Genomic DNA, 26,133 nt, shown 5'->3' on the forward strand with positions numbered 1-26,133 from the left:
GAACGGTTCAAACAAAGATGTTCATCTTTTGTACGCCGATTCAAAATAGCTTCGCCCGCGGGCTATTTAAGGCCGCTGGGGGAGGGCATCCGTCTTGCAAGAAATGGCAGCCGATACACTTACACCAATTTGTTGCTTTGCGATAGCTCATCGCAACAAGGGGAGAAATGCAAGGTAAACAAGTAAGTTTAGGCTTACTTGTTGTGTGTTGCTACGGAGAGGGGAGACTGTATGGCAAGACTTCATGTAATGGAGCGCAGCCATGCGCAGGCGGTCATGGACGATCTGCACGACGCACTTGGCCGCAGACTGGCGGTGAGTTCGCTTGCACCGTGCCCTGTCGAGTTCACCGCGGCGCTCGTGCGCATGTGTTCAACGCAGAGCTGCGGCAAGTGCACGCCGTGCCGAGTTGGGCTGCGTGCACTCGATGACCTTTTGCAAGATGTGCTTGAGGGAGAAGCCAACGACGACACGCTCGCGCTTATCGAGCGCACGGCCGAGACCATCTATTATTCGAGCGATTGCGCCATCGGCTACGAGGCGGGCGAGATGGCCCTTACCGCCATCCGCGGTTTCCGTGACGACTTTGAACATCACATTCAGCATCATAGCTGCGGGTTCGACCGAGCAGAACAGGTTCCCTGCGTTTCCGGCTGCCCTGCTCATGTTGATATCCCCGGCTACATCTCTTTGGTGGAGGCTGGACGCAATACCGATGCCGTCAAGCTTATTCGCAAGGACAACCCCCTGCCGTGCGTCTGCGGCCTTGTGTGCGAGCATCCATGCGAGATGCATTGCCGCCGTGGCATGGTAGACGACCCCATGAACATCCTTGCGCTCAAACGCTTTGCTACCGAGCATATGGAGTGCGATTACCGCCCCGCGATCGCGTCTGCCACAGGCAAGAAGATTGCCATTGTCGGAGGCGGCCCCGCCGGCCTTTCGTGCGCTTACTACCTCGCTGTTATGGGCCATAAGGTCACGATCTTTGAGCAGCGTAAGCATCTTGGCGGCATGCTGCGCTACGGCATTCCCAGCTACCGCTTGCCTCGCGAGCGCCTTCAGTCCGAGATAGACTGGATTCTCGCCTGTGGTATCGATGTTGAGCTCGAGCATTCCATCGATGCTGCGGAGCTCGAGCGTCTTGGTGCCGATTTTGACTCGGTCTATCTGGCAATTGGCGCGCATGCAGACAAGAAGCTCGGCCTTTCCAACGAGGATGCACCCGGCGTCGAGTCTGCGGTGAAGATGCTTCGCGCCATTGGCGACGAGGTCATGCCCGATCTTTCGGGCCAGCGCATCGTGGTCGTGGGAGGCGGAAACGTCGCCATGGACGTTGCCCGCTCCGCTGTTCGCCTTGGCGCACAAAAGGTTTCCATTGTTTATCGCCGCCGTATCTGCGATATGACGGCGCAGGATGCCGAGATCGCCGGTGCACAGGCTGAGGGCTGCGAAATTCTCGAGCTCACGGCCCCTGTTGCGGTTGAGGTCGATGCATCCGGGCATGCCTGCGGCCTGCGCGTTCAGCCTCAGATCATCGGCGAGCCTCGTCGTGGCCGTCCGGCACCGCGAGCTTCCGAAGAAGGCGAACGCGTGATTGCGTGCGAGCGCATCTACGTGGCCATCGGCCAGGATATCGTCTCTGCGCCGTTTGAGGCTATGGGTGTTGCCTGCAAATGGGGACGCATCCTCACCGAGCCCGATGGAAGCGTTCCTGGGTTTGATGGCATGTTTTGCGGTGGCGACTGCCAGACCGGTCCCGCAACGGTTATTTGTGCCATCAATGCGGGTAAGGTCGCAGCCGCGAATATCGACCACTATCTTGGCTTCGATCACAAGATCGGCATTGATACCGAGCTTCCTTCGCTCAAGCTCAAGGGTCTTCATAAATGCGGTCGTTGCGAGCTCAAAGAGCGTGAGGCCGGCGAGCGCATCGAGGACTGGGAGCTTGTCGAGCAGGGTCTCTCGTCCGAAGAAGCGCGCCAGGAGGCTTCGCGCTGCCTGCGCTGCGACCACTTTGGCTTTGGCTCGTTCCGCGGAGGGAGGATTGACCAATGGTAACGATTACGATTGACGGTAACGTTTGCGAAGTGCCCGCCAACATGACGATTCTGGAGGCGGCGGCTTCTGTAGGCATCAAGATCCCAACGCTGTGCTATCTCAAGGATCTAAATGAGGTGGGCGGTTGCCGCGTTTGCGTTGTTGAGGTCGAGGGCGCCGAACACCTTGTTGCCGCCTGCAACAACACCGTTCTCGATGGCATGGTCGTCCACACGAACACCCCCAAGGTCCGTGCCGCGCGTATGACCAATGTCGAGCTTTTGCTCTCTCAGCACGATTCCTCGTGTACGAGCTGCGTGCGTTCTGGCAACTGCACTCTTCAGACCGTAGCCAACGACCTGGGCATTTATCGACTTCCGTACAAGAAGCATGTCGAGCACAACTCTTGGGATCGCACGTTCCCGCTTATTCGCGATAACGAGAAGTGCATCCGCTGCCTTCGCTGCATCCAGGTGTGCGAGAAGGTTCAGGGGCTTGGAGTCTGGGATCTTACCAATCGCGCCTCGCATGCCTCTGTGGACGTGCGCGGCCGCAAGCCCATCACCGAGGTCGATTGCGCCGCGTGCGGTCAGTGCATCACCCATTGTCCCGTGGGCGCTCTTCGCGAGCGCGACGACACCGAGCGCGTCTTTGACGCCATGGCAGACCCGAACAAAGTCGTCATGTTTCAGATCGCTCCTGCCGTGCGCACCTCCTGGGGCGAGGAGCTGGGCCTTTCCCGTGAGGAGGCAACGGTCGAGCGCCTTTGCTCCCTCCTGCACGCCATGGGTGCGAGTTACGTCTTCGATACCGATTTCTCGGCCGACCTTACCATTATGGAAGAGGGCTCCGAGCTGCTGCACCGCATTGCCGAGCACGACGCCGGCGGCGAGGATGCGCCCGCGTTGCCGCTCATGACGTCGTGCTGTCCGGGCTGGGTGCGCTACGTCAAGGCGCGCTATCCGCAGTTCGTGCCGCAGGTTTCGACTTCTAAGTCCCCACAGCAGATGTTTGGCGCCATGGCAAAGACGCATTATGCCGATGTGCTTGGTGTCGAGGCGAAGGACGCATTCTGCGTCTCGGTCATGCCCTGCGTTGCGAAGAAAACCGAGGCCGCGCTTCCCACCATGGTGGGGGAGAGCGGCGACCCCGACGTCGACGTTGCCCTGACGGTTCGCGAGGTCGTGCGCATGATTCGGGCGTCGCATATGGACCCCGCCAGCTACGAAGACCGCGAGCTTGATCGACCGCTCGGTTTTGGCACGGGCGCCGGTGTGATCTTTGGCACGACCGGCGGCGTAATGGAGGCGGCGCTGCGCTCAGCGTACTTCCTCGTAGTGGGGGAGAATCCCGCGCCCGATGCCTTTAAGGAGGTCCGCGGTTGTGATGGCTGGCGCGAGGCCGTCTTCGACCTCAACGGCCGCGAGCTCCGCGTGGCGATAGCCCATGGCTTGGCAAATGCCGGCAAGCTGCTCGATGCGCTGGAGCGTGGCGCTGTGCACTATGACTTCGTTGAGGTTATGGCGTGCCCGGGCGGCTGCGTTGGCGGTGGCGGGCAGCCCATTCACGATGGCGTTGAGCTTGCCGACGAGAGGACGGCGGTGCTGCGAGCGCTCGACCATGATGCGCAGATCCGCTTTAGCCACGAGAATCCCGACGTGGCAGCCTGCTATCGAGACTTCCTGGGCGAGCCGCTTTCCGAGCTTTCCGAAAAGCTGCTGCACACAGATCATACGGCTTGGGATATGCCGTAACCCGTAGATAAAAAACGCCCTCCCTCGCTTTGACCGGTTGGTCGTTACGGGGGAGGGCAAATTCTTACCGCGTAGACAGGCGCGTTAGAAAAGGGCTTTTGAGCAGTAATGTTACTCGGCCATCTGAGCCTGGACGGCGGTGATGGCAACGACACCCACGATGTCGTCTGCAGAGCAGCCGCGGGACAGGTCGTTCACCGGCTTGGCGATACCCTGAAGCACGGGGCCGTAAGCCTCGGCACCAGCAAAGCGCTGAACGAGCTTGTAGCCGATGTTGCCGCTCTCAAGGTCGGGGAAGACCAGGATGTTGGCGTTACCGGCAACGGAGGAGTGGGGAGCCTTGAGCTCGGCCACGGACTTCACGAGCGCGGCGTCGAGCTGCAGGTCGCCGTCGAGGGCAAGCTCGGGAGCCTTCTCGTTGGCCAGCTGCACGGCCTCCTGGACCTTGGCGGGAACATCGCCTTTGGCGGAGCCCATGGTGGAGAAGGAGAGCATAGCGACCTTGGGGTCGGCACCGGGCATAAAGGCGCGCCAGGAGTCGGCGGAGGCGATGGCGATCTCGGAGAGCTCATCGGCGGTGGGGTTGATATTCAGGCCGCAGTCGGCAAACAGCAGGGTGCCGTTCTCGCCGTACTCGGGGGTCTTGGTGCACATGATGAAGAAGGCCGAGACCAGCTTGGTGCCGGGGGCGGTCTTCAGGATCTGCAGTGCGGGGCGCAGGGTGTTGGCCGTGGAGTGGCAAGCGCCGGAGACCAGGCCGTCGGCGTCGCCCATCTTGACCATCATGGTGCCAAAGTAGGTGGCGTCGTTCATCTGCTCGCGTGCCTCGGGAAGGGTGACGCCCTTCTTGGCGCGAAGCTCGGCGAACTTGGCGGCATAGGCCTCTTTGCGCTCAGCAGTGCGGGGGTTGATAACGGTGGCGCCGGGAACGTCGATCTCTGCGGGGTCGCCCAGGATGATGAGGTTGGCAAGGCCTTCCTCGACAATCTTCTTAGCAGCCTCGATGGTGCGGGGGTCCTCACCCTCGGGAAGAACGATGGTCTTCTTGTCTGCCTTGGCAGCAGCTTTCATACGGTCCAGGAAATCGCTCATGTCTCTCCTCATCTCTTTGCGCACAAACATTCAAGTTCATGTTGAGCATTCCTTGTGTGGCACGAAACATTATAGGTACCACGCGCTATAATCCATACGACATTTTGTGCACGCTATAGAGCTTGCGCATTCGAATTTCCTGCAAGGAGCTGTAATGCAGATCACTTCTGGTCTACCGGAGAATTTTAACCCCGACGCATATGACATGATCGTCGTGGGTGCCGGATACGCCGGCGCCGTTTGCGCGCGCCGTCTGGCCGAAAACGCTGGATTCCATGTTGCCGTGCTCGAGCGCCGCGACCATATTGCGGGCAACGCCTACGATTACCTGGACGAAAACGGCATCCTTGTCCACAAGTACGGTCCGCACATCTACCACACCTTCAACGAGCGCGTGCACAACTTCCTGTCGCGCTTCACCAAGTGGGCGGACTATCAGCACAAGGTTCTTGCCAACATTCACGGCACCCTGATGCCCGTGCCCTTCAATCATCAGAGCCTAAAGCTCGCCTTTGGCGAAGAGCGCGGCGAGCAGCTCTTTAACAAGCTTGTGGATACCTTTGGCCGCGACGTCAAGGTTTCCATCATGGAGCTGCGCAAGAAGAGCGACCCCGACCTCGCCGAGGTTGCGGACTACGTGTTCGAGAATGTCTTTTTGCATTACACCATGAAGCAGTGGGGCCAGACCCCCGATCAGATCGACCCGTCCATCACCGGACGCGTGCCCGTCTTTATCGGTGATGATGACCGCTACTTCCCGCAGGCTCCGTACCAGGGAATGCCGGCCGATGGCTATACCCCGCTGTTCGAGCGTATGCTCGACCACGATCTTATCGATGTCTACTGCGATATTGACGCACGCGATATCTTTGAGATCGGCGATACCATCGTGCGCGTATGCGGCAAGGTTTACGGCGGCGAGATTGTCTACACCGGTCCGCTGGACGAGCTGTTCAATCTTGATCTGGGCGCCCTGCCGTACCGTACGCTCGACATGAAGTTCGAGACCCTCGATATGGACCAGTTCCAGCCGGTGGGTACCGTCAACTACACCACGAGCGAGGACTTCACGCGTATCACCGAGTTCAAGAACATGACCGGTCAGGTTGTTCCCGGCAAGACCGTTATCATGAAGGAGTACAGCCACGCCTACGAGCCCGGTAGCGGCCAGACTCCGTACTATGCGATTCTTGAACCCGAGAACCGTGCGCTGTACGAGCGCTACCTCGAGCGCGTCCAGGACCTTTCCAACTTCCACCCGGTGGGTCGTTTGGCGGAGTATCGCTACTACGACATGGACGCCGTAACCGATTCTGCCCTCAACCTGTCTGATGAGATTATTGCCTGTCATGCCTAATACCGCTTGCGCCAAGACCATAACCTTCGGCATCCCCAGCTACAACGCCGCTGCCGACATGGACCACTGCATCACCTCTATCCTGGAGGGTTCTGCCTACGCTTCCGATGTGGAGATCATCATCGTCGACGATGGCAGCCACGACGAGACGCCGCAGAAGGCCGATGAGTGGGAGGCTCGCTATCCCGGGATCATTCGTGCGGTGCACCAGGAGAACGGCGGACATGGCATGGCCGTGATGGCTGGCCTGCGCGAGGCTCAGGGCGTCTACTATAAGGTTGTCGACTCTGACGACTGGCTGGACGGCCAGGCGCTTTCTGCCATGCTTTCCATCCTGCGTGGTTTTATCGAGCGCGATTTGCGTGTGGACCTGTTTATCTCGAACTACGTGTACGAGAAAGTGCATGAAGGTACGCACCATACCGTGGGCTACCGCATGGCATTGCCGCGCAAGAAGATTTTTGGCTGGGACGAGATGGGCCGCTTCCGCCCCGATCAAAACCTGCTCATACATAGCCTGTGCTACCGCACCGATGTACTGCGCGATGAGGGTCTGCCCATGCCGGCGCACACCTTCTACGTGGATAACATCTATGCGTACGTGCCGCTGCCGCGCTGTCGCACCATGTACTACGCCGATATCGACCTGTATCGCTATTTCATTGGTCGCGAGGGCCAGAGCGTCAACGAGGCCATCATGGTCAAGCGCTTGGACCAGCAGTTCCGCGTGACACGTATCATGATGAACTCGTTCCATTTGTTTGACGACATCGAGAGCTCGCGTTTGCGCGGCTACATGATGGGTTATTTCACCATGATGATGGCCATTTGCTCGGTGTTCACCAAGCTTTCCGACGAGGAGGGTGCCGACGAGCGCTTGAAACAGCTCTGGGCGGACCTTAAGGAGTTTGACGCTCGCATGTATCGCCATGCTCGCTATGGCGTGCTCGGCTTCTTTACCAACCTACGTGGCCGCGCCGGCGAGAAGACTACTGTGGGCATCTATCACATGGCCTCGAAGATCTTTAAATTCAACTAAGGTGCCACGGCGCAAGCTGGTTTTGCTTACAACAAGAAAGGAAGGGGCGTTTGCCCCTTCCTTTTTTAAAACTTCTCGAAGTGCGTACCCTAAATTGGATTTAACGAGTAGCTGGCTTATTTAGCCGCTTGAATCCTGGGTTTTTGTTGGGAAAAAAGTGGGGCTACTTGCTAAATTCAATTTAGGGTACGCACTTCGAATTGTTTTGTACAAGTAGCATATTCTGCAGGTGCCAAAACAGGTCGAAACCCGTTAAAGAGCGTCGAGCGCGCGTTTGACGCGGGCGATGGGAAGGCCCACCACATTGTAGAAGTCGCCATTGATGGCGCGAACGAGCATGCGACCGCCTACGCCCTGGATGCCGTAGGCGCCTGCTTTGTCCATGGGTTCGCCGCTTGCCACATAGGCTTCGATTTCAGCGTTGCTTAGCTCATAGAATGTTACGTCGGTCACTTCAACAAAGGATCGACGTGTGTCTCCGGAGATAATGCAGACGCCGGTTGCCACCTGGTGTGTGCGACCGGAGAGGTCACGCAACATGGCGCACGCTTCATTGGTATCGTGGGGCTTGCCAAGCTTTTTGTTGTCGATCGCGACGATGGTGTCGGCTGCAACAACGATCTGGCTTGCTGCGAGTGGCAGCGCGGCGATAGCTGCCGCCTTGGCGCAAGCCAGACGTTCTACGAGTTCAAAGGGTGATTCTCCAGCACGAGGGGTCTCATCGATATCGGCGGGGATGATCTGGATGTCATAGCCGGCCTCTCGCATCAGCTCAATGCGACGCGGCGATTGCGAAGCTAAGATCACAGCTGGATACCCTCGCGAACCTTGGAGACGGCAACCTCTCCGGCGATATCTTCAAGCACGGCGAGGGCAAAGGGAAGTGCCTGTCCCATGGCCGACGCGGTAATGATATTGCCGTCGACAACGACGGTCTTTTCGCCTGCATAGGCGCCTTTGGGAAAGTCGAGCTCAAATCCGGGGAAGCAGGTGGCGCGTCGGCCCTCAAGCAGGCCCAGGTGAGCCAGGATGGAAGGCGCTGCACAAATAGCGGCGACGTGCTTGGTTGCGGCGAACTCGCGCACAACGTCGCATACGCGCTCATCGTTTTGCAGGTTGGTGGTGCCAGGCATGCCGCCGGGGAGTACCACGTAGTCGTATTCGGAGAAGTCGACCTCGTCAAAGGTGCAGTCGCACGAGACGGAAATCTGTTGGGCCGAGATGACGTCGCGCGTGGGCATGATGGACACAAGCGTGGTGCGCACGCCTCCGCGGCGCAGGACATCGACAATGGTCAGACACTCGATCGTCTCAAAGCCATCGGCGGCAAGAATGGCAACAGCAGACATGTTTTCCCTCTCGGACGTGGTTGATGTTGAGGCTTTTATACCCCGCATGGCTAGAAAGCGTGTCAAAAAAACGACAGGTTTATTTTGTCACGTTTGGATTAGGCAGCGGTAAGCACGCGGTTGGCGTAGCACGTTTTATTTGCGCGTGAGGTGGGTGACGGCCTCGCAGTGGAACGTCTGGGGGAAAAGGTCCACCGGGGTGATGCTTACGGGTACGAATGTGCCCTCGTCGCAGAAGCGCTTGAGGTCGCGCGCGAGCGTGGCGGGATCGCAGCTCACATAGGCGACGTCTCGGGCGGAGGTGCTGGCGATGAGGTCGATAGCCTCGGGCGCGAGCCCCGCGCGCGGCGGGTCCACAACCAGCACGTCGGCATCCTCGTCGGGGAACTCGCGCACAGCATCGCCACCGATGACGTCAACGTTGTCCAGATGGTTGATCTCGAGGTTGCGACGCAGGTCGCGCACTGCGGGACCATACGCCTCAACGGCAGCGACGTACTCGCAGCGGCGCGCAAGCGGCAGCGTAAAGGTGCCGGCACCGCAGTAAAGGTCCACGGCGACTTCCTCGGGCTGTGGGTTCAGTGCATCCATGACCAGATCGATGAGAATCTCGGCCGCTTTGGTGTTGACCTGGAAAAACGAAGGTGCAGAAAGGCGCATCTGAGAATCGGCGATATCCTCGGTCCATGAGCCCTCGCCGGAGAGAACTTCGACCTTGGAGACGCGACGGGCCTTCTTTTCGCCCTTGCTCATCACGCGGACCATGCTTGTTGAGGGCAGTGCGTCGGAGAGTACACGCGACACTTGACCTCGGGGGAAGCCGCCGGTGGGCGTCCACAGGGCAACCTCGAGTGCGCGCGTGCGGCGCGAAGCTCGAATGCCTACGCGTTCGAGCGAAAGGTCGTGCGAGTTGCCCAAAAAGCCCAGGGCACCAGAAACAGCCTTGATGGCGCGGGGGAACTTCTTTTCAAAAAGGGGGCAGGCGTCCACATGGATGATTTGCTGTGGATCGCGTCCGTGCAGGCCCAGGCGGAAGCGTCCATTTTGAATGGTGGGCGCGAGCTCGATTTTATTGCGGTAGCCCCAATCATCGCGGGTGGCGCGGATGGGCTGCACCAGCTGGGCGACAGCGTCGTCATCAAACTTGCCAATACGTTTGAGCGAGGAACGCAGGTTTTCTTCCTTTGCGGCGAGCTGTGCCTCGCGGGAGAGGTTGCCCCAGGGACATCCGCCGCAGACGCCCACAAACGGACAGGGTGAATCCACGCGGTTGGGGGAGGGCTCCAGCACCTCGCTCACCGTGGCGCGCGAGAACGAAGAGCCGTCCTCGACGATTTGTGCCTCCACGACGTCTCCCGCAACGCCGCCGGCAACAAATACAGCTTTGCCGTCCTCGGCGTGCGCGAGGCCGTCCGGTCCGTACATCATGGATTCGATGGTGAGTTTCATGATTGTGCCCTCCTGCGTATTCAACCTGTTCATAGTAGCAGGTTGCGCAGGAGGGCACGGGTGGCACGTGCGTGTTGACGCGTTCTCTACTTGGTCTTACCGGTGATGAGTGTCTTTATGCCCATGCCGATGAGCCCCAGGCCCAGCTTGAAGCGGCCCGGCTGGCGGCGTGCAAGCGCCTTTTTTGCGGCCGTTTTGGGCCTTGCGTGCTGGCCACGAGAGCTGCCGGCAGTCGCGCAAGGTGCGGATTCCGCCTGACTATCCGGTTCGGGCTCCACGATGGTTGCTTTTACGGGGATACCTGCGGCAGCTGCGGTCTGCGGCGCGGCGGCAGCGGCGGTCTGCGGGGCAGCGCCGGCTTCGGCGCTGACCATAGGCGCGGCAGACTCGTTGAGCCCAGTCGACATTCCTGCGCCCTTGGTGGTCGCCTGGGTCTGAGCACCCGCGGGCGCCCCGGCCTCCTTGCTTGATGCGGCCTGCGTCTGGGCCTCGGCAGCGGATGCCTCGGCTGCATCAAGCTCCGCCTCGGCCTGCGCCATGGCTGCTGGGCTATCGTCTGGAATGTCCACTACGGGCGCACTCTCGCGTTTGGTTGCTGCCTCGTCGGCATCACGATATGCGCGGGCCAGCAGATACTCCTGCGAGTTGAACGGAGCCTCACCCGCGCTGCGCGTCACGGGTACCCACTCGCCTGAGGACGAGAGCACACGAGCCTTCACGTTGTCCTTGAGCTGCGCTTTCACGTAGCGCTGCACGAGGGCACGGCATGCGGGATCGAGTACCGGGTAGGCAATCTCTACGCGATGCTCGGTGTTGCGCGTCATCATATCGGCGGAGGACAGATAGATCGTGTCGGAGTCCACACCAAACGAGTAGATGCGCGCGTGCTCCAAGAAGCGTCCCACGATGGAGCGGATGTGCACGCCGTCGGTCTTGCCTTCGATGCCCGGCAGCAGGCACGAGATGCCGCGGATGATCATCTGCACTTGCACGCCGGCGCGGCTGGCCTCGGAAATCTTGTCGATGACCTCGCGGTCGGTGAGCGAGTTGAGCTTGAAGAACACGCGGGCGGGCTGGCCTGCCTGCGCACGCTCGATCTCGCGGTTGAGGCCGCGCAGGATGAGGGGCTTGAGACCCGCGGGCGCTACGCCCAGGTAGCGGTAATCGCCTTTGAGGTTGCCCAGCGAGAGGTTACGGAAGAACAAGTTTGCATCCTCGCCGATGCCGGGATGCGCGGTCATAAGCATGAAGTCCGAGTACAGCTTGGCGGTCTTCTCGTTAAAGTTGCCGGTGCCCAAAAGCGTGAGACGTGTGAGCGACATACCCTCGCGATAGGTGATCTGGCAGACCTTGGAGTGGCACTTAAAGCCTTCGGAGCCGTAGATGACGGTGCAGCCCGCCTCTTCCAGACGTTCGGCCCACTCGATGTTGTTTTGCTCGTCAAAGCGGGCGCGCAGCTCCATGAGAACGGTGACTTCCTTGCCGTTCTCCGCCGCGTCGATCAGGCTCTCGCACAGGCGGCTTTGCTTGGCTACGCGGTAGAGCGTGATGCGGATGGAGATGCAATCCTCGTCAAAGGCCGCCTGATGCACAAGGTCCAACAATGACGTCATGGCTTGATAGGGGTACATGAGGAGCTTATCGCCCTCAAGCACCTGCTCGCGCATGGGGCGGGAGGGGTCGATATCGGGGTTCTGCTGTGGCTTGAACGGGGGGAATAAAAGCCTCTCGCGCGCATGCGTCGGTACATGGCTTTCGATACCAAAGACATAGCCCAGGTCAAGCGGGGCGTCCATGTGCAGAACCGAGCGCGATTTGAGGCCAAGCGATTTGCGGATGGTTTTGAGTGTGGAGGGGGCAAGGTCGCCCGAGACGGAAAGAGCCACCGGCTGCAGGCGCAAGCGCTTCTTGAGAATGCGCTTCATGTGCATGCGGTAATCTTCGTCTTCTTCTACACCCTCGCCGTCGGGGTCGATATCGGCGTTGCGCGTCACGCGGATCACGGCGCGATCGAGCGGCGTATAGCTGCCAAAGCAGCTGTCAAAGCAGGCGAGAATAACGTCTTCGAGCAGGATGTAACGGTATTCGCCCACAGCGTGCGGCATCTCGATCACGCGGTTGAGCGAGGGCGGGATCTCGATCAGGCCCAACAGGTTTTCCTCTTCGGCGCTCTCGATGGCGCATGCCAGATACAGCCCTCCGTTGCGCAGGTTGGGGAAGGGGTGGCGCGGATCGATGACAAGCGGCGAGATGACGGGGGAGACGTAGGCTTGGAAGTAGCCTTCCACAAAGGTGCGCTCGTCGCCGTCGAGCATGTCGGGGTGCGCGCGCACGATGCCATAGCTCTCCAGCGCTGCCTCGATGCGATGCTGGGCGTCAACTGCGCGATCGATCATTGGCGGGAGAGCATTAAAAACGCACTCGATCTGCTCGGCGGGGGTCATATTGCTCTTGTTATCCACGGGCTGGCGTTTGAGCGTGGCGAGGTCTGACAGGCCGCCGATACGCACCATGAAGAACTCGACGAGATTGCTCTCGAAGATGGAGACAAACTTGAGGCGCTCGAATAGCGGAACCGTCTCGTCAAAGGCCTCGTCGAGCACGCGGCCGTCAAAGCGCAGCCACGAAAGCTCGCGATTTTGCGTGTAGCTGAGGTCGTGACGCTTGCGTGGCGAGACCTTTACCACGTTTTTTGCGGCCGATTTCTTGCTGTCCTTATTTTTTGCCATGATGCTCCCTTTGCATGTACTTTGTTCGCCATCAACAATACCCGGCTTTTGGGTGGGGTGGGGGCACATATTGGATTGTTGACCATATGATTACACAGGCGTTATGTGCTCGGTTTTGCATGCTAGCGGGGGCGTGGACGATACGCGCCCGGATTTGCATGCCGGCGGCAGCAAGTAGCCCAATCGTATACACGTGCCGCGCCTGGATGAAGGGACATTTTGTTAACAAAGCGGCCCCGTGCGCTTTACTCGTGCAGAGTGCATGCGAACGTGGCATACTTCTGACCAGTTTCCCTAACGAAAGGACCTGCTATGGGCGTCAATATCTCTGGCCGCAGCTTTTTGAAGCTGCTCGACTTCTCTACCCAAGAGATCGAGTACCTGCTGGCACTCTCCCGCAACCTTAAGGACCTCAAGCGCGCGGGTACCCCGCATCGCTACCTGGAGGGCAAAAACATCGTACTGCTCTTCCAAAAGACCTCCACGCGCACCCGCTGCTCCTTTGAGGTGGGCGCCATGGATTTGGGCATGGGCGTAACTTACCTGGATGCCTCTGGCTCGCAGGTGGGCAAGAAGGAGTCCATCGAGGACACCGCGCGCGTGCTCGGCCGCATGTACGACGGCATTGAGTTCCGTGGCTTTGCCCAGGCAGACGTTGAGGAGCTTGCCGCAAAGTCTGGCGTGCCCGTGTGGAACGGTCTTACCGACGAGTGGCACCCCACTCAGATGCTTGCCGACGTGCTTACCATCCAGGAGAACTTCAACTACGACATCAAGGGTCGCACCGTCGTGTTTATGGGCGACGCCAAGAACAACGTGGCACGCTCGCTCATGGTGGTCTGCGCCAAGCTGGGCATGAACTTTGTTGCCTGCGGTCCCGAATCTTGCATGCCCGCCGCCGACGTGGTGGATGCATGCACGCCCATTGCCCGGGAGAACGGCTGCACCATCAAGCTGACGAGCGACGTGGCCGATGCCTGTACCGGCGCCGACGTGATCTATACCGACGTGTGGGTTTCGATGGGCGAGCCCGACGAGGTGTGGGCCGAGCGCATCGAGCAGCTGGAGCCTTACCGTGTGACGTCTGAGGTTATGGCGATGGCCAAGCCCGAGGCTATCTTCCTGCACTGCCTGCCCAGCTTCCACGACACCAACACCCAGGTGGGTGCCGAGAAGGCCGCGCAGTTTGGCATTACCGAGATGGAAGTGACCGACGAGGTGTTCGAATCTACCCAGTCCAAGGTTTTTGACGAGGCCGAGAACCGCATGCACACCATCAAGGCCGTGATGTACGCAACGCTCAAGTAGCTGTGCGCGCGACAATTTGCGAGTTTTGGCGGGGACGTTGCCCTTTGGGCGGCGCCCCCGTTGTCTGCCCCGGAGTGTGTCAAAAAATCGACAGGTTTAATGTGACACATTGGGGGATGGGGCTGGGAGTTACGAGGCGTTAAAGCCCAAGCTTGGGAGCGTTGCCTCAATGGCACTTGCCGCGCGTTCCTTTAGGTATTCGCGGTTGAGTTCCTTCTTGCGATAAGCAAGATAGGTGTCCTTAGTTTTTTGGATGAGAGCATCGGTGAAGAATGACTCCCAACTAAAGAACCGCTCCGAGTCAATAAAATCGGCTGGATGCTCGAGCATCTCTCGCATTTCAGTATCGTTGAATAGCCCCGAGGAAAGAACGAGCCACTCGAAGGACTCCGGTAAGAAAAGCTCGATGTTCTTTAGCCTTGTGAGTGCATAGACGGCTTCCATCTCGGGTCCGAAAGCGGCACCATCGGCAATAACCAGGAAGCTGGTTGCATTGCTTGCAAGAATGGTCGAGTAGATATTCGACTTTCCCTTTGCGCTTACGCAAGGAATGCCGCTTTTAAGGCATAAAGCGCTAAAGAATTCATATCCAGAGTTGGAATCTTCCACGATAACAAGCTCGGGGCGTTGCCCCGAGAACGATTGTTCGCCGTAGATGCGGTACGTCGACGTGTATATCCGGGAGTAGACGGGATACTTGGTCGTTGCCCGATTGGTGTTTTTTAGTCCGTAGATCTCATCCACACTATAGGGAAGCTGGGGGAGGGATTCGCGTGCTACAAGGACATAGTAGTTGTCGCTCTCTCTTGCGGCGTGAGCAAACTCATGGGAGCGCATGAACGCACTGTCTTCATCGATAAAAACAATGCTTGAACTGATTTCTTTAAGATTGCGTTTCCAATTGCGCCCGGAAAGGACGTGACAGGGGGCATCACATACAACAGAGACGCCGCTATCCGGTCCTAGCTGATCGAACTGATCGATAAGCTCAAGAAGGGTCGTTTTGCCGGTTGCACTGTTGCCCTGGAGAATGGTCAGGTTACGACGGATATTCAGTTTGAATTTAACCCGGTTGTTCGCCACGGTGATGAGGTGCTCGCCGCGCATTATGCGGTCTCCTTTAGGCAACGGAGCGCGATGGGGATAAGCTCGTTCATGGAGTGGACGATGTCGCCAGTGTTGGAGACGGTCATGGTAAATTTGCCTTTACCAAAATCCATAAGATGGTAAAGATTGATGGTGATGTTCTGCTTAGCCGCGATTCGCAAAATCCAATACGAGCAGTTGTCGCCGCAGTTTGAGGCGTTGTAGACCATGTTGGGCATAAAGTGCATGAGTAGAAGCGTTTTGGTTCCGCTGGAGAGCTTCTCGGGAGGAATGATGCCCAGGGCTCTGGTCTCGATCGCATTGGGGCCGAGGACGGTTCCACGGTCAATCGATTTGATGATGCGCTGCGCAAAGGAGTCTTCAAACCAGTTGGGGGAATAGACGTTGTTGAAATACACCGACGTGTTGTACACAACGTTTTCCATGTCGCCAAAATGCACGGTGAGCAAGAGTGCACCTTTCTGAGTCATTTATTGGGTTTAAGTATAGCTTGATTTGCTCGGCGTGGTTTTGGCGGAAGCGCCGACTGATGAGCAGGGCAAATGCAGATGAATAGATACTGAGCGGACAGAGCCGTTCGCAACTGACCTAGAACTTGTAATGCGGCCCCGTTCATAAAAACGAACGTTGAAGGTACGTATTGTTTGCTCGAAGTTGCTCGCGCGCACAGCATTCGCTTCCATCATGTAAGCACGGACGAGGTTTTTTGGCGATCTTGCCTTGGAAGACCCGTGCGCTTTAGGGAGGATTCGCCCTATCGCCCGGGTTCTCCCTATGCAGCATCCAAGGCGAGCTCTGATCTGCTCGTACGCGCCTGGGCTCGTACATATGGCTTGCCGGTGTCTATTTCGAATTGCTGCAACAACTATGGTCTGCTGCAAAACGAAGAGAAGTTCATCCCTGCAGCGATCGAGAGTATTAGATGCGGTAGGTGCCCACGACTGTATGGTGACGGCAAAAATGTTCGTGATTGGATTCACGTTAATGACCATGCCCGTGCTGTATGGACCATTCTGAATGAGGGTAAGCTGGGGGAGACTTATCTGATTGGCGCCAATTGTGAGCGGAGTAATCTTGAGGTCCTGCAGACGATTCTTGAGGCAATGGGCAAGCCCCGCGACTTCATCGATTGGGTGAGTGATCGCCCCGGTCATGATCGGGGCTATGCAATTGATGCGTCCAAGCTGCGATGCGAGCTCGGATGGGCCTCCATTCATGATGATTTTGAATCTGGACTGCAGGAGGTCATCGCGGCGCAAACGGCAATGAACAAGCGCGACTTGGCCGACTAATCCCGAAGGGTGCCGGAGGCCATTTCTCAGATATATTGCCTTGCGATGGCTGGCATTTCACAATATGCAATATGTATAGAAGCTCAGCCTGCTAAAATGATTGCTGCGTAATTGTCTAGAAATTGCAAAGGCCGTCTTCATGAATCGATTTAAGCATCTAATCAAAGCAGCTGCTGCTATTGCTCTCACCTACGTGCTGTGTGCGTCGGCGCTCCTGCAGCCTATGGCTGTCTATGCTGCTACGCTGCAAGCTCAGCAGCCTGCTGCCGAGGTGGCTGATGCATCCAGTGCACAGGATAGCTCTGCCGGGGACGTGTCTGATGACACAACCGATGGGGTGAGCAAAGACGCTGACTCTGCGGATGCGGCGCAAGACAAAGCAACCCTCACCGGTGCTGCGGATGAAGATGTGGCAGCAAACGGGGAGGACGCTGCGGCCCCCGAGTCTCTCGATGCCGGGGACGAGCAGACGACAGATGACACCGTGATCGGTGACAGCGAGGCAAACTCCTGGCGCTACCAGAACGGTGAACTGCGTAGCGACTTGCAGGATGACAATGCAACTGACCTCGGCATCGAGTCTCGCTCGATGCGCGAAATGCCCGAAGGCGCTACGTTGCAGGGTATCGATGTAAGCGGACACCAGAAAGATATCGATTGGCAGAAAGTCAGGGATGCAGGTATTGACTTTGCAATCCTGAAGATTGGCAACATCAATGCTCGCGAGCCGGATGGCTGGTATACCGATAGCTATTTTCAGCGCAATGTGACTGAGTGCGAGCGTCTGGGTATTCCTTACGGCGTATACGCTTATTCGTATGCAAAGAATGCTGACGATGCCGTGAAGGGTGCAGACCATATCATTGCGCTGCTAAAGGGCCATAATCCTACGCTGCCGGTATACCTTGACCTTGAAGATAACAGCATCAAAGATACCGATCATGCGACGATTGCTACGGCATTCTGCAACACGATCTCTGCTGCTGGCTACACTCCCGGTATCTATGCGAACGCCAGCTGGTTCAAAAACATCCTGACCGACCCGTGCTTTACCAATAGCGGCTGGAACATCTGGACTGCGCAGTATCGGTATGGACAGCGCTATGACGCCTCTTTGGGCTTGGGTCCGGAGTATCCTGCCAAGTTTGACTGCTGGCAGTATTCATGCCTTTCTACTGTGCCGGGCATCGATGGGTATTGCGATATCAATTACTGGTACAGGGTTTCAACTCGCGATCACTGGGAAAAAACTGAAGACGGCGTTTTTTACGTTTCCGCAGATGGACAACCGTATAAGGGCTGGAAGCTGATCTCCGGCCTCTGGTACTGGCTCGATCCCGCCAAGGGGGGCGCAATGGCGACCGGTCCCGCTGAGGTCGAGGGCACATGGTACGTCTTCTCCTCCTCCGGCGCGCTCTCCAGCGGCTGGGTCAGGAAGGACGGCGAGTGGTACTACGGCGCCTCCGGCGGCAAGATGGTCCGCGGCTGGGTGAAGGGCTCCGCCTGGTACTACACCGACCCCGAGTCCGGCAGGATGCTGACCGGTGCCGTCGAGATCGACGGCAAGAGCTACTGGCTCGACCCCGCCAACGGCGGGGCCTGCGCCAGGTCGGCCTGGGTCGAGATGCCCGAGGGTTTTTTGTCTTACGCTGCCAACGATGGTGTTCTTTGTATGGCGGTTAAAGATGGAGTGCTCTACAAAGACGCAACCTTCACTGAGGTGTTATCGGGATGGGTCGACTGTGGCGACGATCGTTTATATGCTGATTCACAGGGCCATGTATTAACTGGGTGGCAGAGGATTGATGAAAATTGGTATCTGTTTGATTCCAATGGGATTATGCATCGAGGCTGGTATTGGAATGGTTCTGCTTATTATTACTTAGATAAATCAAATGGAATTATGCGTACCGGTTGGGTATCGGATTTAGGCTCGTGGTATTGGCTGGACCCCGATAACGGCGGGGCAATGGCAACTGGGTGGAAAAAGGTTGGACAAAGCTGGTATTATCTCAATCCAAATAACGGTGGAAGAATGGTAACCGGTTCACTGATGATTGATGGTTACATTAGAACTTTCAATTCAGACGGCAGCTGTATTTATTGGGGATATCAAAATCCCTCTAATTACTATCAAGTTTCTAGCAAGTCAGTTACTATTCCGCATCTTGGACAAGGCATCTTTGGCTATCGAACAGAGTCAAGGATCTCGGTTAGCGCCACAAGGGATGAATGCGTTAACGCGATGATTACTCGAGCATATGATTATGTCGGAACCACACCTTATATTTGGGATTATTCTTGTGCGCCTGGCGTTGGTGTTGATTGCGCTGGACTTGTAATGCAGTGTTTATATGCAACTGGTATGGATTTGGGTCGCTATACGCCCTGGGATCATTACTACACTCCTGGCCATGACCATTATGCCAATGATATGTGGAATGATCCAAAGTTTAAGCATCTCGATTTCTCTCAGCGCCGGCGAGGAGACTTGATTTGTTACAACGGTCATATTGCTATCTATTTGGGTAATGACCAGATTATAGAAGCGGCATCTCCTCGTTATGGAGTCCGTGTCCATAGCGTATATGTAGGTTATCCGATCAAGGGTGTTCTCAGACCGTTCGTATAGGTCGCTTATCAGCTGGTTTGATTCGCCCTATGAGCTATAACTAAGATAGTAGAAAGTGACTGATACTTTAATGAAGCTTGCATTTGTATTTGATGGTTTAGGGTGCGGAGGAATCGAGCGTGTCGGAATCGATTACTGCAACGCCCTCTGCAATGCGGGTCACGAGATTGTCGTCGTGAATCTTTCTCCCCAAAAGAATGAGTTTGTTCATCAGTTAGATAGCAGAATTCAGTATCACGCACTTTCTTTTTCAAAGCTATGTTCTCCTGAGTGCTATGTATCTTTAACACGTCGCCCCGTGTGGGGAAAGTTCGCCTATCCGCTGTTTTCAACTCTCTGTGGAGCCATTGACGTTGCTATAAAGCCTCTTGTTAGATATACAATTCCTGCCGTTGATATTGCTATTGCTTTTTCAGGGCATTTTAATGACCTTACTTTTGTCTCGAAGGGGCTCATTAGATCATCTAAAAGGGTCGCTTGGCTCCATGGAACTATTTCTTCCTACGCTATTATCAGCGAAGGTTTTCCTCTTCTGTATCAACGCTTTAACGCCCTTGTTTGTCTTGGCGTTGAAGGAGATGAAGAATTCCAGGCTGTACACACTCGTTTTAAGGTTAAGAAAAAAGTTATCTATAATCCAATTACCATAGGTGAAAGAGAGATTCAGCCTGACATCGTTTCAAACCTGAAAGCCAAATTTGGTCAATTTGCTTTAATGGTAATGAGGCTTAGTTATCCGGAAAAGGATCCTTACACACCGATTCGTGCGCTAAAGATTCTTAATGCCAATTTAAAGCAAAAGCGTCATTTGGTTATCGTTGGTGATGGTCCTGAAAAGCAAAAGCTGATCGATTTTATTTATAAAGAGCATATGGATAATTACGTTCACTTAGTTGGACAAATTGATAATCCTGCTCCATATTTCGCGGCATGTGATTTTTTGATTCACGCCAGCGCTGCAGCGGAGGGACTTGGCAACGTAATTCTTGAAGCCTTATATTTTTCAAAGCCTGTAATTGCGACTGATGTTCGCAGCGGACCGCGTGAGATATTGGGAAATAGCAGGTATGGAATTCTCTGTAAGGTGCAAAATCCTGAAGACATGGCTAATTCAATTGAAGAATTAATTACTAGTCCTGAGCTATATTCTACCTATGCAAAGAGGGCGCCAGAACGGGTTGCAGATTTCGAACCAAGCCTTATTTACAGCCAGTTAATTGGCTATTTGAATGAGGTTATGCACGGCGCTCATTAATGAATTTTGTAGGTTATTCGCGATGTTAGCAAAAATGCACGGGGATCTTTTTCATAAAAGGTCCCCGTGCATTTGCGTTTAAGGTATTGACGAAAATATAAACGAAAGAAACCCGATCGCATCTTTACCTAAAAAATCAAACCATCGTGATCAGGCTTGTCGTAAGGAAAAGAATACAGATACTCTTTTAGATTTTCTTCAATATACTTTGCTTCATCTCGATACATGTCATTCTTGAATAACTGGGTGTTATTAATAGAAACATGAGGGTCAAATTTATCGAAACGCATTATGTGATCCTCAGGTTTATAGCCAATGCGCGTCTCTAGCAAGCTTAAGGTATCTGAATAGCAATAAACTAAATCTTCAAAATGAACGTCGATGATATGATTATTGGCGTAGGGCTTCACGCTTTCTCGCATCGCCCGATAATAGCTGCAGAAAGAAATTACATCAAGCGGAAACGGTACTGCTTGATTAGCGGGGTGCCAGTAGTATTTATTTAGAATGAATACATCTCTGGGATCGCGATCGACAACAATTGCATAGGTGTCATCGTTAAAATAGTTGCCCATTCGCCATAGATTATGAGGCAGCATCAATTGGTCAATTAAAAGGGAGTGGTCATTTAGGCCCATCTCATTCAGACATGCGTAAATAAACAACTTTGCATTCTTATAAAACTCTTCATGTGTGGGAATTGCCAAAAGCATCGGGTGATAGTTAAGTAGAATGGCATTTTTGGGAGAAATGTGTGCTTTGCTCGCGACTCTAAGAAGCAAATTAAAAAAGCTTTTTAGAGTCGATAGATTCTGTTGGTAATACCAGTAGGAATCAGACTCTATTATTGTTAGTGATCTAACAAAGTCACACGCTAGCGTATAAAAATGCGGAGAGAGATTACTCGCGTAGTTCCCTGGCCACCAATGCTTCTTGGTATACAGGTCTTTCATTGTTGATAAAAAAGAATGTAACGCTTCATCACTTCGGATGGCATTATTTCCAATAAGAAGCTTGTCTTCAAGGTCAAATACGCCGTTAGGACAATGAAGAAATACATATTCGAAAGAACCGTTGTTGCATTGAAGATCCTTGTATTCAGATAACAGATCGGTATATGCAGATGATCCAGATCCCATGTAACCGGTTGTAATTAGTAGTTTATTGCCCATTTGACCTCATAAATTCTTTTAGCTGGCTATTTAATATATTTCTATATCTATACAATAGGAAGCACGTAACCGTGATCATGAGTAAATATCGGATAACAAGGTTGTTTTCAACCGCGATTCCTAACAATGAATAGCCTCCCATAAATATAACTGAGAGTAGCAATGCTTTTGAGTTATAGATTGAATTAAAATCGAGCTTCCTTGTCATAGCCAATCCGGTTAAAAGTAGTATTGCATAACTTATGCAGGTTAAATAACAGGCACTTTGATATCCTGCAATTGGGATTATAAGGATATTGAGAACAACATTTGATGCCGCGGCAATGGAAGACTGAAGTGCAATCCAATGGGGTTTTTTCCTAAAGTACTCAAGATCATAAACAAGTGTAAACAAAAACTGAAAATACATAGCAAACACGAGCATGGGGATGATTGAGGTTGTGACCGCATAGCTGGAAGGTAGCATCAGATGGACAAGTTCGGGTGAGACAGTTATTAAGCCGCAAGATAGAAATACCCCGAGCGCCATCAAGAACTCGCTTCCATATTTAATCGGCGCATATTGGTTCTCTTTCATTCTCCTGTATACCCAAGGGGACCAAGCGCACATTATCTGCGTCATTACGGTAAAGGCAAGATTTCCAACGGTGTGGCCCATGCTATATATTCCGCTCTTGTCTGTTCCACATAGATAGGAAATAAGTATCAGGTCGCATTGCGTCAAGAGCATTTGGGAAAGTAGATGCGGAAGAAGCGGTAATGTAAAAGATAAACTTTCCTGTATGTATTTTAGGCACTTACGCCATGTGGGCCTTTTCTGTTTGAAGAGAAAGCCTATGAGGAATATAAGTGTAACGAGTACATATGCAGCATCGAGGCCTAGCACGCGTCCAATATATTTATTTGATGGCATTAGAACGGCAAAGATAACCGATAGTATTTGTCCAATTGGGCCAGTTGCAATTACTATCCAAAAGACGAGTCCGCTTTTATTTGAGTAAATGCAGTAATAGTCTGCTACTAAAAATACCGTATAGGAAAGTAAGCTAACAAAAAGCCAGTAATATAGAAACGGATCGAGCGATAGAAGATTCATTAGCAGCTGTTTAAATGGCAGCGCTATGATGAATGCAGCGAAGATTACAAGTATGCAGAAATAAGTAACTGATTGTAGGAAACCAATTTTATCCTCGTCATGGAGGACTAGACCCCTATTAACATATGCATAAATAGAAAAAGTAACCAATATAGCAATTGTGTTGCGGTTCGCTAGAAAAGTGGCAGCGGTACCCACATCGTCCTGAGACATAACACGTGTCGTCACGGAGACCACAAGGGTTCCAATGACGAGAGATATTACATTGGCAATAGTATTGGAAAAGGCGGTGTGGAGCGTCTTTTGTGAATCGGAAATCCGCTCTTTACGGTTCATGCGTTTCATTTCTGTAGTATTGCTTTAACTAATACACGGATATAGTAATCAACGTAATGGAGGCCGTGTGTAACGCACCATGCTCTCCAAATGATTATCGCATCGAATCCAATTTCCTTACGGTAGCATTTGACCCACTTTTCAATTTCAGTTTTACAGGCTTTTATCAATCTACGGTAGTCGGTACCGCTCATTTCTGCCTTGTGGATGTAGAGGTTGTCCATTGAAACAATCAATGCTGCTAAATAATCACGAAGAACTGGGCTTATTTCGTTATTTAGGGGCGGAAGGGATCGATACAGCAGGATAAAATTCTCAAATTCTTCTATGATGCAAGCTTGAAAGTTTGGCACGAACTTGGTGGATAATGTTCCGCCTGAAGATTGGGCGTATTTGTATGATGCGGTTCCACTAATGCAAATGTTTTTATTCGAATGTAGTAGATACTGAAATACAAAACTAGCGTCTTCGCCTAATCCATGCCTAATGTCAAATCTAATCGATTGACCATCCAGTATCGATTTCTTAAATAGTTTATTCCAGACGGGGCTCAGCAGGCCTGATCTGAATAGTGTGGTTAATAGAGTCTTATCAAGGGGAATTGATGTGTTAACCGCGTGGGTTGTGACACTGGTCATCCTCCTATCTTCACATCTTAAATATGAGGTGATAGCTAGGTCGACATCGCTGATTGAGTTCACAAGGTTTGAGATATGGTTAGGAAGAAGAGTGTCATCGCAGTCGACAAAAGTTACATAGTCGCCAGAGGATGCGTCAATTCCGCGATTTCGAGCCGCCGATACGCCCGCATTCATTTGCCTGATTACTTTTACGCGGCCATCCGCCTGCTTGCAATTGTCGAGCACGGCAGGCGTGCCATCCGTGGAGCCATCGTCAATAGCAATTACTTCGAATCGCTGATAGTCCTGTGCGAAAATTGATTCCAGACAGGCTTTTATTGATTCCTCTGCATTGTATATGGGGATAATAATCGAAACTAACTTCACTTAAGTGTCCTACAGCTTTGAAACTAAATTATAAAAAGGTTGATCAAGATTGTGTCGGTGCAGCATCAGGGCAAGATAAACGCCCATGCTCCTTTTCATCGATTCGCCTTTGATGAACGGCGATCGAAGTAGTGGGTTTGCTAAAGAGTTTTTGAAAAGAGTGGCGGCGTGATTAAAGACGAATGTGACCTTCTCTTGCATCCGTTTCTTACCGCAGCCTTTTCCATAAACGACCAGAGCATTAACCATGTTTGCGTAGTAGCAATACTCGAGCATGTGGAGTTTCCTATCCTCTGCGTTATCGAAAGCTCCATCATCGAACAATTCGTCATAGATTCCTGCAATGTAGCGTTCAAGCTGCCGGTCTTTTTTCGCAGAACTCGTGATTGAGTTACGGTTAAAGTAGTAATAATAGCCGGCATATTTTTCAAGAACTGAATAACTGGGTTCAGCTAAAAAAATCTTTGAGCTGAAAAATATATCTTCACCGCAGCGTGTACTGCTGAAATGTATCCCTTTATCCTCCAAAAATGATTTCTTATATAGTTTTGCACATGCGATGGTATAGGAAATCAAGCTCCAGTCACTATTTGTTGGATAATGCGGAGTAATTTTGCCATCGACATCACGAGAGTAACCGCCTATGACAACCTCTGCATTTGATTCTTTAGCTTCAGCTAAGTATGTCTCAATATAGTTATCTGCGACATAATCATCGCTATCGATAAACATGATGTAGGGGGCTTCCGACAGGCTAATGCCGCGTTCGCGCGTCTTGCCTAACCCGAAGTTGGTCACATTGCGATATAACCTAAACTTATTGGGATATTTATTGCTAAAACGTGAAGCAATTTCAGCGGATCCATCAGGGCTGCAGTCGTCAATACAAATCACTTCATAGGATTCAACTGTTTGGTTGTTCAGTGAAGAGAGACATCTCTCGATGTACTTTTCGACGTTGTACATCGGGACTATGATTGATACTTCTTTGCCCATCTGTCTCCTTATCTATATACGTTACTTACAATTATCCTACTGCTGACACATTTAAATGCAATTCTCCGTTTTACTGAAGAACTTATCCCAATTTATGCTTGCTAGGATGCTTTCAAGAAGAATGATTATGCAAAAAAGTTAGTTGCGATAAACGGAATGCTACCCTGTAGCATAAATCAAGCTATGCTGCCCGATTGCGTCCAAATAGCTCATTCCAGTTGCTAGCAGCCAAAACCGTTCCGCATACAATCACTATGCAGCAGATTACTGACGCCATGTCTGGAATTGTTCCAAGCAAGATCAGGCCAAATACTACCGACCATGCCGAATAGGAGATATTCAGAGCCATCGCGCGCGCCGCTCCGATGGCAGCGATGCCCTTGTAGTAGAACAGATAGGAAGCTGTTCCTGCAAGACCGGCGAGTGCAATTATCAGCGTGGGCATGCTCGGGATGGCGCCCAGCGTGAAATGCCATGCCCCGAAGAAGGGGAGGACAAGTACTCCATAAACAAGCGCGCTTGTAGTTTCTCGAATCTGCAAAGCCGTTTTGTCGTCTACGGCATCATCTTTCATTCCCCATGCGCACAGCACCGCCTCGGATCCCCATCCAATTACCGCAAGCACTGCGCCGAGCAGGCCGAGAGGGGCGTTTGCGATCTCGCTTGATCCAGCCGACAGATAGCCCATCGTCATTACGCCGCAAAGGGCAATAAGAAGGGAAAGGATCTGGCCTTTGCTCATTTTCTCCTTTAGCAGAACGAACGAGAGAAAAGCTCCGACTGCAGGATAAAAAGCAGAGATAATTGCTGTATAGGCGGCTCCGATATTATTGATTGCCAATACGTAGCCAGTCATTCCAATAGGCCCTCCGAGCAAAGCGCCGACGATGACGACCTTTCCCGAACGAGTTTTAAGCGCGGCGACCGTGTCTTTTAGCCTGCCTCGGATCCCCATGTAGCTAAAGAGCCAGATCGCGCAGAAGGCGTCATGGAGAAAAGAACCTGCAATAGAGGCGCACGCAAGCGCTTCTGCCGATCCGATATAGGGCGCGAGCGCCAAGCCGATTCCAAGAATTACCGTATCGAGGCCCCAAAGAAGGCCGCTAAAAAAGCCGAACTGCAT

At 53.5% G+C, this 26,133-nt stretch carries 20 protein-coding genes; 8 read left to right on the forward strand and 12 right to left on the reverse strand.

Features of this window, described 5'->3' with window-relative positions; all coding sequences use genetic code 11:
* Window positions 1-231 precede the first annotated feature (231 nt).
* Both HF320_RS03710 and HF320_RS03715 read left to right on the forward strand, forming a co-directional pair.
* A complete protein-coding gene (locus HF320_RS03710) occupies window positions 232-2,061 on the forward strand; it encodes an NAD(P)-binding protein (RefSeq protein WP_169277117.1) in 1,830 nt (609 codons plus the stop codon).
* On the forward strand, window positions 2,055-3,794 hold the full coding sequence (locus tag HF320_RS03715) for a [FeFe] hydrogenase, group A (RefSeq protein WP_169277118.1): 1,740 nt from the start codon (window positions 2,055-2,057) through the stop codon (window positions 3,792-3,794). Before HF320_RS03710 ends, HF320_RS03715 begins: the two co-directional genes overlap by 7 nt.
* Before the next feature lie 111 nt (window positions 3,795-3,905).
* Here the strand turns inward: HF320_RS03715 and pta are convergent, their stop codons facing one another.
* Window positions 3,906-4,886 (reverse strand): phosphate acetyltransferase, encoded by a 981-nt coding sequence (gene pta, locus HF320_RS03720; protein ID WP_169277119.1) that lies wholly within the window; start codon window positions 4,884-4,886, stop codon window positions 3,906-3,908.
* Between the two features lie 154 nt (window positions 4,887-5,040).
* On the opposite strand from pta, the gene glf reads away from it, so the two are divergent.
* Window positions 5,041-6,243, forward strand: a complete 1,203-nt coding sequence (glf, locus tag HF320_RS03725) for a UDP-galactopyranose mutase (RefSeq protein ID WP_169277120.1) — start codon at window positions 5,041-5,043, stop codon at window positions 6,241-6,243.
* Entirely contained in the window at window positions 6,236-7,282 is a 1,047-nt protein-coding gene (locus HF320_RS03730) for a glycosyltransferase family 2 protein (protein WP_211158942.1), read from the forward strand. Before glf ends, HF320_RS03730 begins: the two co-directional genes overlap by 8 nt.
* 252 nt (window positions 7,283-7,534) lie before the next feature.
* Here HF320_RS03730 and HF320_RS03735 read toward each other — a convergent pair whose 3' ends face one another.
* The 4 genes from HF320_RS03735 to ppk1 all read right to left on the reverse strand — a co-directional run bounded on the left by HF320_RS03735 (window position 7,535) and on the right by ppk1 (window position 12,809).
* Window positions 7,535-8,089 carry a Maf family nucleotide pyrophosphatase gene (locus HF320_RS03735; RefSeq protein WP_169277122.1) on the reverse strand — a complete coding sequence of 185 codons (555 nt, stop codon included), beginning with the start codon at window positions 8,087-8,089 and terminating at the stop codon, window positions 7,535-7,537.
* Window positions 8,086-8,631, reverse strand: a complete 546-nt coding sequence (locus HF320_RS03740) for a DJ-1 family glyoxalase III (protein ID WP_169277123.1) — start codon at window positions 8,629-8,631, stop codon at window positions 8,086-8,088. Before HF320_RS03740 ends, HF320_RS03735 begins: the two co-directional genes overlap by 4 nt.
* A 135-nt stretch (window positions 8,632-8,766) precedes the next feature.
* Window positions 8,767-10,113 (reverse strand): 23S rRNA (uracil(1939)-C(5))-methyltransferase RlmD, encoded by a 1,347-nt coding sequence (gene rlmD / locus HF320_RS03745; protein WP_349290696.1) that lies wholly within the window; start codon window positions 10,111-10,113, stop codon window positions 8,767-8,769.
* A 53-nt stretch (window positions 10,114-10,166) separates the two neighbouring features.
* Window positions 10,167-12,809: a polyphosphate kinase 1 gene (gene ppk1, locus HF320_RS03750; protein WP_169277125.1), complete on the reverse strand. Its 2,643-nt coding sequence runs from the start codon at window positions 12,807-12,809 to the stop codon at window positions 10,167-10,169.
* 312 nt (window positions 12,810-13,121) lie between these two features.
* Here ppk1 and argF point away from each other — a divergent pair, with 312 nt between their 5' ends.
* Window positions 13,122-14,117: an ornithine carbamoyltransferase gene (gene argF / locus HF320_RS03755; protein ID WP_169277126.1), complete on the forward strand. Its 996-nt coding sequence runs from the start codon at window positions 13,122-13,124 to the stop codon at window positions 14,115-14,117.
* 129 nt (window positions 14,118-14,246) lie between these two features.
* Here argF and HF320_RS03760 read toward each other — a convergent pair whose 3' ends face one another.
* Both HF320_RS03760 and HF320_RS03765 read right to left on the reverse strand, forming a co-directional pair.
* Window positions 14,247-15,224, reverse strand: coding sequence for a translation initiation factor 2 (locus HF320_RS03760; RefSeq protein ID WP_169277127.1), 978 nt, complete (start codon window positions 15,222-15,224; stop codon window positions 14,247-14,249).
* The gene (locus HF320_RS03765; protein WP_349290707.1) at window positions 15,224-15,664 is read right to left on the reverse strand and encodes a DUF4869 domain-containing protein; all 441 of its coding nucleotides are present in this window, start codon (window positions 15,662-15,664) and stop codon (window positions 15,224-15,226) included. Before HF320_RS03765 ends, HF320_RS03760 begins: the two co-directional genes overlap by 1 nt.
* 174 nt (window positions 15,665-15,838) lie before the next feature.
* Here HF320_RS03765 and HF320_RS03770 point away from each other — a divergent pair, with 174 nt between their 5' ends.
* From HF320_RS03770 to HF320_RS03780, 3 genes are all read left to right on the forward strand, one after another.
* Complete coding sequence (locus HF320_RS03770) at window positions 15,839-16,516, forward strand: GDP-mannose 4,6-dehydratase (protein ID WP_169277426.1); 678 nt, start codon at window positions 15,839-15,841, stop codon at window positions 16,514-16,516.
* Between the two features lie 139 nt (window positions 16,517-16,655).
* Window positions 16,656-19,148, forward strand: a complete 2,493-nt coding sequence (locus tag HF320_RS03775) for a GH25 family lysozyme (protein WP_169277129.1) — start codon at window positions 16,656-16,658, stop codon at window positions 19,146-19,148.
* A gap of 70 nt (window positions 19,149-19,218) precedes the next feature.
* Window positions 19,219-20,403 (forward strand): glycosyltransferase, encoded by a 1,185-nt coding sequence (locus tag HF320_RS03780; RefSeq protein WP_169277130.1) that lies wholly within the window; start codon window positions 19,219-19,221, stop codon window positions 20,401-20,403.
* 128 nt (window positions 20,404-20,531) lie between these two features.
* Here HF320_RS03780 and HF320_RS03785 read toward each other — a convergent pair whose 3' ends face one another.
* From HF320_RS03785 to HF320_RS03805, 5 genes are all read right to left on the reverse strand, one after another.
* Entirely contained in the window at window positions 20,532-21,575 is a 1,044-nt protein-coding gene (locus tag HF320_RS03785) for a hypothetical protein (RefSeq protein ID WP_169277131.1), read from the reverse strand.
* Window positions 21,565-23,007: a lipopolysaccharide biosynthesis protein gene (locus tag HF320_RS03790; RefSeq protein ID WP_169277132.1), complete on the reverse strand. Its 1,443-nt coding sequence runs from the start codon at window positions 23,005-23,007 to the stop codon at window positions 21,565-21,567. Before HF320_RS03790 ends, HF320_RS03785 begins: the two co-directional genes overlap by 11 nt.
* Window positions 23,008-23,012: 5 nt before the next feature.
* Window positions 23,013-24,014, reverse strand: a complete 1,002-nt coding sequence (locus tag HF320_RS03795) for a glycosyltransferase (protein ID WP_169277133.1) — start codon at window positions 24,012-24,014, stop codon at window positions 23,013-23,015.
* Window positions 24,015-24,023: 9 nt separating this feature from the next.
* Window positions 24,024-25,010, reverse strand: a complete 987-nt coding sequence (locus tag HF320_RS03800) for a glycosyltransferase family 2 protein (protein ID WP_169277134.1) — start codon at window positions 25,008-25,010, stop codon at window positions 24,024-24,026.
* Window positions 25,011-25,191: 181 nt separating this feature from the next.
* A complete protein-coding gene (locus HF320_RS03805) occupies window positions 25,192-26,133 on the reverse strand; it encodes a DMT family transporter (protein WP_169277135.1) in 942 nt (313 codons plus the stop codon).

Source organism: Collinsella acetigenes (assembly GCF_012844445.1).
Taxonomy (GTDB): domain Bacteria; phylum Actinomycetota; class Coriobacteriia; order Coriobacteriales; family Coriobacteriaceae; genus Collinsella; species Collinsella acetigenes.